The 663-nt window shown below is 55.4% G+C and carries 1 protein-coding gene and 1 pseudogene; both read right to left on the reverse strand.

Annotated features, from left to right (window positions below; genetic code table 11):
- Positions 1–433 (reverse strand): annotated as a pseudogene (locus ACSIPU_RS30445) (IS1 family transposase); the annotation flags it as partial.
- The gene (locus ACSIPU_RS30450) at positions 352–627 is read right to left on the reverse strand and encodes an IS1-like element transposase (protein WP_000179213.1); all 276 of its coding nucleotides are present in this window, start codon (positions 625–627) and stop codon (positions 352–354) included. The gene ACSIPU_RS30450 and the pseudogene ACSIPU_RS30445, both read right to left, overlap by 82 nt.
- Positions 628–663: the final 36 nt, after the last annotated feature.

The raw sequence follows: 663 nt of genomic DNA on the forward strand, positions 1-663 counted from the left end.
CGACAGCGACTTCCGTCCCAGCCGTGCCAGGTGCTGCCTCAGATTCAGGTTATGCCGCTCAATTCGCTGCGTATATCGCTTGCTGATTACGTGCAGCTTTCCCTTCAGGCGGGATTCATACAGCGGCCAGCCATCCGTCATCCATATCACCACGTCAAAGGGTGACAGCAGGCTCATAAGACGCCCCAGCGTCGCCATAGTGCGTTCACCGAATACGTGCGCAAACCGTCTTCCGGAGCCTGTCATACGCGTAAAACAGCCAGCGCTGGCGCGATTTAGCCCCGACGTATCCCCACTGTTCGTCCATTTCCGCGCAGACGATGACGTCACTGCCCGGCTGTATGCGCGAGGTTACCGACTGCGGCCTGAGTTTTTTAAGTGACGTAAAATCGTGTTGAGGCCAACGCCCATAATGCGGGCGGTTGCCCGGCATCCAACGCCATTCATGGCCATATCAATGATTTTCTGGTGCGTACCGGGTTGAGAAGCGGTGTAAGTGAACTGCAGTTGCCATGTTTTACGGCAGTGAGAGCAGAGATAGCGCTGATGTCCGGCGGTGCTTTTGCCGTTACGCACCACCCCGTCAGTAGCTGAACAGGAGGGACAGCTGATAGAAACAGAAGCCACTGGAGCACCTCAAAAACACCATCATACACTAAATCA

It is taken from the genome of Klebsiella sp. HN106 (assembly GCF_051209435.1).
Taxonomy (GTDB): domain Bacteria; phylum Pseudomonadota; class Gammaproteobacteria; order Enterobacterales; family Enterobacteriaceae; genus Klebsiella; species Klebsiella oxytoca.